At 60.2% G+C, this 6,056-nt stretch carries 7 protein-coding genes and 3 pseudogenes; 9 read left to right on the forward strand and 1 reads right to left on the reverse strand.

Annotation, left to right across the window (positions count from 1 at the left end):
• The 3 genes and pseudogenes from CC207_RS14345 to CC207_RS27630 form a co-directional block, all read left to right on the forward strand.
• Positions 1 to 1,069, forward strand: a 1,069-nt coding sequence (locus CC207_RS14345; protein ID WP_178080970.1) for a site-specific integrase, incomplete at its 5' end; no start/stop codon positions are given.
• Positions 1,070 to 1,187: 118 nt separating this feature from the next.
• Positions 1,188 to 1,475 (forward strand): annotated as a pseudogene (locus CC207_RS14350) (hypothetical protein).
• Positions 1,472 to 1,844: pseudogene (locus tag CC207_RS27630) on the forward strand (antiterminator Q family protein). The pseudogenes CC207_RS14350 and CC207_RS27630 overlap by 4 nt, the downstream one beginning before the upstream one ends.
• Positions 1,845 to 1,946: 102 nt before the next feature.
• Here CC207_RS27630 and CC207_RS14360 read toward each other — a convergent pair.
• Positions 1,947 to 2,153 carry a hypothetical protein gene (locus CC207_RS14360; protein ID WP_088852301.1) on the reverse strand — a complete coding sequence of 69 codons (207 nt, stop codon included), beginning with the start codon at positions 2,151 to 2,153 and terminating at the stop codon, positions 1,947 to 1,949.
• A gap of 174 nt (positions 2,154 to 2,327) precedes the next feature.
• Between CC207_RS14360 and CC207_RS26785 the strand changes: the two genes are divergently transcribed.
• The 6 genes and pseudogenes from CC207_RS26785 (at position 2,328) to CC207_RS14390 (ending at position 5,860) form a co-directional block, all read left to right on the forward strand.
• The gene (locus tag CC207_RS26785; RefSeq protein WP_143496116.1) at positions 2,328 to 2,645 is read left to right on the forward strand and encodes an FxLYD domain-containing protein; all 318 of its coding nucleotides are present in this window, start codon (positions 2,328 to 2,330) and stop codon (positions 2,643 to 2,645) included.
• A 121-nt stretch (positions 2,646 to 2,766) separates the two neighbouring features.
• Entirely contained in the window at positions 2,767 to 3,330 is a 564-nt protein-coding gene (locus tag CC207_RS14370) for a YfbU family protein (protein ID WP_088852303.1), read from the forward strand.
• A gap of 210 nt (positions 3,331 to 3,540) precedes the next feature.
• Positions 3,541 to 3,861, forward strand: a complete 321-nt coding sequence (locus CC207_RS14375) for a phage holin family protein (protein ID WP_088852304.1) — start codon at positions 3,541 to 3,543, stop codon at positions 3,859 to 3,861.
• Between the two features lie 177 nt (positions 3,862 to 4,038).
• Positions 4,039 to 4,233, forward strand: coding sequence for an HNH endonuclease (locus CC207_RS28365; RefSeq protein ID WP_158216140.1), 195 nt, complete (start codon positions 4,039 to 4,041; stop codon positions 4,231 to 4,233).
• A gap of 333 nt (positions 4,234 to 4,566) precedes the next feature.
• Positions 4,567 to 5,401 (forward strand): annotated as a pseudogene (locus tag CC207_RS14385) (AraC family transcriptional regulator).
• Between the two features lie 72 nt (positions 5,402 to 5,473).
• A complete protein-coding gene (locus tag CC207_RS14390; RefSeq protein WP_088852306.1) occupies positions 5,474 to 5,860 on the forward strand; it encodes a cupin domain-containing protein in 387 nt (128 codons plus the stop codon).
• Positions 5,861 to 6,056: the final 196 nt, after the last annotated feature.

Genomic DNA, 6,056 nt, shown 5'->3' on the forward strand with positions numbered 1-6,056 from the left:
TGCCTGGCACGTGGTGTTTCGCCAGCGCTGGGGCAAGGCCGGGGATTACCCGGGGATCAACACCAAGACCATGCTGGCTACGCTGCCGGCGATCCTAGCGCGCCGGGCGGCCGATGCCAGCGCCAAGTCCACCACCACCAGCTGGACGACGGTGGGCGAGGTGCTGACGTGGTACCGCGACCGCATGAACCGGGACCGGGGGCTATCGGCCAAGCGCAAGGCCAGCGTCCGGTCGGCTCTGGACCGTCACCTGCTGCCGCGCCTGGGGGAGCAGCGCCTGGATGCGATCAACAAACAGCTGATCGACCAGCAGCTGATGTGGCCGCTGCAGGAGCGTTACGCCCTGTCCTTCGTGCGTTCGGTCTATGGCGTGCTCGCGGTGGCGTTCCGTCAGGCCCTGCGCCTGGAGCTGCTGGCGGCCAACCCGCTGGCGGCGCTGAAGTTCACCGACTTCGTGAGGACGCGGATCCGGCCTAAGCCGGCGCGGTTGCGCGGGGACGATGTGCCAGACCTGCTGGCGCGGCTGGCCGAACGCTTCGAAGTCGAGCCGGCGGGCAGCATGCTGGCCTTGATGATGCTGTGCCACGGCTCGCGCTTGGGCGAGACCCGGCTGGCGCGCTGGCGCCACCTCAACCTCGACGCGGGGCGCTGGTTCATCCCGGCGGGCGACACCAAGACCAAGGCTGAGCACACGCTGCCGCTGACCGCCCAGGCCTGTGCGCTGCTACGCCGCTACCAGCGCTTGCAGACCGCCCAGGGCTACACGGGTCCGTTGCTGTTCCCCGGCAGCCACGGTGCGCCGTTGAGCCCGAGCAAGGCCAGCACCCTGTTCACCGACCTGGCCCAGGGCGCATGGTCGAGCCATGACCTCAGGAAGGTAGCCCGCACGGCCTGGACTGACCTGGGGGTGGACTACATGGTTGGCGAGCTGCTGCTCAACCACGCCATGAAGGACCTGGACGCCACTTACATCCACACCACCGCCGAGGCGCTGAAACGCCGCGCCCTGGAGGCCTGGCATCAGCAGCTCGACCAGCAGGGTTTCGCCGCGCTGCACACCGAGACATAGCTGAGACACGAAACCCCGTCATCGCCCGCCGACGCCAGTGCCGACGCGGGTTGTGGCGGTGTTCAGGATCCATCCCAAGGGAGGATGCGCAATCAAGATTCAGAGCCCGGAGGTGGCTATGAATAACCTCTCAGCGGTTCTGCCGCGTAAGAGCTTGACCCCAGTCGAGCGGGAGTTCCTGAAGCAGGGCAACCGCATGCTGCTGGACCAGACCAATGGCCGGATCGCCGCCGCCGCCCTCATGGACATCGTGGCCGACTGGCGCGGCTCCAGAGCCGCCCAAGGCTTCGAGTAAATCGCCAATGCCTGGATCATCCAGGGCGGCGCCAAGTACAAACACGCTTACAAGCTCCTGTGTGAACTGTTCGGCCTGGACACCGACTCAACGCCCCCGGGGGCTGTATGAAGAAACGAACCTACATGGACAAGCCGCTGGGTGACACGGAATGGTTGCTTGAGCAGTGGGGAAGTTGGCGTATGGATGGCATGGGAGTGCACGGTACGTATCGCCATCGATCACCGCGGCAGCCGCCGGGGGTGGTTGCCAGTACTCCCTGACCGACGACGAAGCTCTGGCCATTGACTCAGCCGTGGCCAAGCTGACGAAGCGCAACCAGCAGAGGGGCGACTTCGTCTGGCTCTACTTCGGATCAAAGTGGACCATGGTGCGGCTTGGCGAGTCAGCCGGATCTCCGAGCGAACAGCAAGGGAGATCGTCAAGGGCGGCGTTGGCTTCGTCGATGGCTACCTGCATGGGATTAGCGAGGCGGCGTAAAAAGTTCATTCATGCCGGATAAACACCTGCTTTCATAGCAGCGTGTCCAGCTTGCAAGCAACGTGACACAGAGAGACCCCGGCCATGCAGCCGGGGTTTTTGCTATTCGCCCTTGAGAACTTCCTCGTTGAAGTGGTTCATTGCATCTTGCACGCGCTCATTGAATTCGATCTGAACCAGGTCATCATTCCTGAATTTGAATCGATAGAACGTCAGGCCGCCTTGGAAGCGGATTTTCGTATCCCTTGGGATCGACCCAAGCCAATCGGCCATTTCGCCCGCTGTAGTGCTGCTTCCATCGTCTTTCATGCGGCCTCCTTATTTGCTGGAGGCGGCATTTTGCCATCTTTCAGCCTCGATGACGCGCTCAGGCGCTGTGCTAAGCGGGTAGAGATGCCTCGTCAAATTTTTATCGCCATTACATTGACATCATGTGCCCAGTGGTCAAGATAGAGGCTTTCGTCTTTCCAGAGAGCCTGACCGATGCGCAAGATTCTAGCTTTAGCCGCACTCTTCCTGTCCACTGCTGCCAGCGCAGACTGGCGAGTTGAAGTATCTGACCTTCATACAGGGAAGGCGCCTGCTGGCTACCCTGCTGTCATGGGGCTTGCTCGAAACACCACGAATGGCACCCTTTCCAATGTGTTTGTGAAGTTCAAGCTGTACGACGAAGATGGGAACATCGTGGGCAACACCATGGCTGCCGGGCAGGACATTGGTCCAGGTGAGACCTGGAAGTTTGCAGCGCCAACCACGGTCCCATTCAACGAGGCTAAGCTCGGTGAGGTGGACGTAAAGTAACCTGAGAATCTGAAAGCCCCGCCAAGCGCGGGGCTTTGTTGTTTGGAGTCGAATCATTTTCGGATAGGATTGCCCTGGCTTAAATGGCACACCGCCATCAGCCAAACCGGAGGTGAGGTAAATGGAGTTTACGAACGAGCAGAAGTTGATTATCACTCTGCTGACCGACATTCACGCGAAGCTTGAGATCGAGGATAGCCTTGACCCGATGCTTGTTCAGCGCATGGTCTCGGAAGGGCAAGGCTGGGCGCTAGAATGGAAGTATCCAGGAATGTTTGAGGAGTCTGGAGAGACCCCGACGGCAGTTGTATTTGTCTGCGAAGTATTGGAGATGTGGTCGGTCCTGGAGGGCTCTTTCGAGGCGCTGGATGACAACCAGCGGCAAGCGCTCTCGGAAGCTGCAGGGGTATTCGGTAGAAACGTACGTTTCCCTGGTTTCGATGGAAATAACGAAGGTGAGTACCTTTCGATTGCCCACATCTTGGTAGAAGACCTTGAGCGGTGGAGTGAGTTTCAAGGTCGCATCGATAATGCTCACATGCCCACGATTGACGGGTACGAGCGTATGCTTCCCGTTTTTGATGCGATCCGAGACCGCAAACTTGATGATGGAAACTTCAACGGGTTGGATGTAGAGGAGCTTGCTCAAATCCTTAATGAGCGTACGCACCCAGAAAACCGCTGAAGTGTTTTGAGCTGATCTGAGCCCTGGCATTCGCCGGGGCTTTTTCGTTTCTGGACCTCCTCATTTCGAGGCTCACCGACTGGTGGGCCTTTTTCGTTTTCGGCGGCTATGCCTGCCTCTTTGCTCTCAGCGGATGGCATCGCATTGGGCGCCGAATCTATTGACAGCCCGGCAGGGAAGAAGGGCGAGTTGCTCGTTTAAGGATCACTGATGAACACAGAACACCAGGCGCTCGCCGATGTGCCCCTTTGGCTGCTGGTCCTGCTGAGCCTGGCCGGCTTGTCCGGCGAAATGCTTCGAGCATCCGGCGCTGACCTGGGACTGCGGCAGATCCTTCAACGGGTTGCTCTACGGTTCCTTGCGTCAGGCTTGCTAGGTATGGCCACGCTGCTTTTGGCTTTGGCAGTATGGAGCAACCTCTATCAGGCAGCTGGTCTCGGGATCGTGATCGCTGTGATCGGCGCGGATGTAGCAGGCGGACTCTATACCCAGTTCCTCGCAAGGCGCGCAGGACTGCTCCCCAAGGAGTAAGGCATGCCACCGAAGGCCAAGCGCCCGTGCCGAGTACCCTAGTGCTCGGGCAAGACGACCAGTGATCACGTCTACTGCGAGGCCCATGCCTCGCTGGCCATCGGCTGGAACAGCCCGGCCCGTGGCACTGCTGAGCAGCGTGGATACGGCAGGGAGTGGCGCAAGCTGGCCAAGGCCGTGCTTAAGCGTTATCGCTACCTGTGCCAGTGCGAAAACTGTGGTGGGAAAAGGCTTTCGGCATCGGAAGTTGACCACATTCTGCCGAAAAGTCAGGGCGGAACCGACGATTTGGCCAACCTGCGGGCGATAAACCACGACTGCCACAAGGCCAAAACCGAGCGCGAAGCCCGGGAGGCTCGCCGGCGAACGTGAGGCGATCAGGCGGCTAAAAGTGATCGAAAAATCACCAAATAGGGGGGCGGGGCAAAATAGCTGCAGCCTCGGCCTTACTCCACCGATCGCCCAGCCGTTTTTACACACCCGCGAAATTAAAAAAAATCGCATTTCCCAAAACGGACGACTGAGCGACGACTCAAGTGTGATGTGACGCGTCAGGATTTGTAGCGCAGGGCGCCTGAAGTGGCGGCTTTGATTCATGGCTGGCCGCTTTCGACCCAAAGCGGACATTCAGCGGAAATGGATTGGGTGCCCGCGCAAATCTGAATAGGATGGGTCATCCTCATCCTACATCGCGCACTAGCAGCAATCCTATCCAGGGCACGAAAAGCAAACCCGCCATCCGCGTCTGATTGGGTCATACGCAGCGCCACGCCTGGTAGCGTGGAGCGCATCGAGGCGTGGTTTGGCGGCCATGGCTACGACCCCCATCGGCACGATACCTACTCGATAGGCCGTACCCTTGACGGCGTACAGAGCTTTCCCTACAAAGGGGCGCTGTGCCACGGCGTGCCGGGCAACACCCTGGCGCTGCACCCGGACGAACTCCATGGCGGCATGGCCGGCACGGATATCGGCTTTCGCTACCGGATGGCTTACATCGACCCTTCGCTGATCCAGAACGTGCTCGGCGGCGAACCGCTGCCATTCATTGCCGGCGGGATGTCCAGCGACCCGCGCCTCTATCGCGCCAGCGAGGCCTTCGTGCAGGCACTGGAGCATCCGCTGGAAGCACTGGAGGAGCAGGACGCGGTCTATGGACCTGGCCATGGCGCTGCGTGCAGTCGGCGGCAAGCCCCGTGGTCGCAACCGCCTGGACTACCGCTCAGCCGAGCGCGCCAGGGCGTTCATCATGGAGCGCCTTCACCACGACACCACGCTGGAGATGCTTGAACAGGCCAGCGGGCGTGAGCAGTGGAGCTTGTCACGGGACTTTCGAGCCCTTTACGGCACCAGCCCATACCGTTTTTTCACGCTGCGGCGCCTGGATTGTTTTCGCGGGCTGGTCCTGGATGGCTTCACCTTGGTCGATGCCGCCCTCGCTGCAGGCTTTCACGACCAGAGCCACATGACCCGGCACTTTACCCGCGCCTACGGCGTGCCGCCTCTGCGCTGGCTGGAACGCTTGCGGCCTGCCCGCTGATTTGCAGGATCGTACAAGAGACGCGTGCTTTGCGTTCGATAGGCTGATCGCTCTAACTACAGAGGATCTGTCATGACCGACTTACACCCGCAACGCGCATCGCAACCTGTGAACCTGGCTCAGAAGGCTGCACTGATCGAGCAGCAGTGGAGCCCAAGGGTGGTCGCGGAAATGAACGACTACCAGTTCAAGGTGGTGCGCATCGAAGGGGAGTTCATCTGGCACTCGCACTCGGAGACCGACGAAGCGTTCCTGGTGCTTGAAGGCACCTTGCGTATCGATCTGCCGGAGGGCAGCGTGTATGTGCAGCCGGGTGAGCTGTATGTCGTGCCGCGTAGTGTAGAGCACAGAACGGCGGCACAGGCGGAAACGAAACTGATGATGATCGAGCCGCGAGGCGTTTTGAACACCGGCCATGAAGGCGGGGAGCGAACTGCGGTGAATGACGTCTGGATCTGAGTTGACGTTGCAGGCGATGAGGCCGATACCGACTAAAGAGCCTTGGATCGATGTGCGCTTCGAGTCGGAAGCGGGAGCTCACGAGCGGCCGTTTTGACCCAGAGCGGACGGAAGTGTCAGATTTTTTGTGTGCGGGCCGGTAACGGCCTGCCGTCAGGCAGGCCCTGACTTTCACCAGGTCGGCCTGATGAACCGA

It is taken from the genome of Pseudomonas sp. DrBHI1 (assembly GCF_002205115.1).
Lineage (GTDB): Bacteria > Pseudomonadota > Gammaproteobacteria > Pseudomonadales > Pseudomonadaceae > Aquipseudomonas > Aquipseudomonas mosselii.

Excerpts from the sequence above, each read along its gene's own strand:
- CC207_RS14360 (WP_088852301.1), bottom strand. The coding sequence starts at position 2,153 with ATGAAAGACGATGGAAGCAGCACTACAGCGGGCGAAATGGCCGATTGG.
- CC207_RS26785 (WP_143496116.1), top strand. The coding sequence starts at position 2,328 with ATGCGCAAGATTCTAGCTTTAGCCGCACTCTTCCTGTCCACTGCTGCC.
- CC207_RS14370 (WP_088852303.1), top strand. The coding sequence starts at position 2,767 with ATGGAGTTTACGAACGAGCAGAAGTTGATTATCACTCTGCTGACCGAC.
- CC207_RS14375 (WP_088852304.1), top strand. The coding sequence starts at position 3,541 with ATGAACACAGAACACCAGGCGCTCGCCGATGTGCCCCTTTGGCTGCTG.
- CC207_RS14390 (WP_088852306.1), top strand. The coding sequence starts at position 5,474 with ATGACCGACTTACACCCGCAACGCGCATCGCAACCTGTGAACCTGGCT.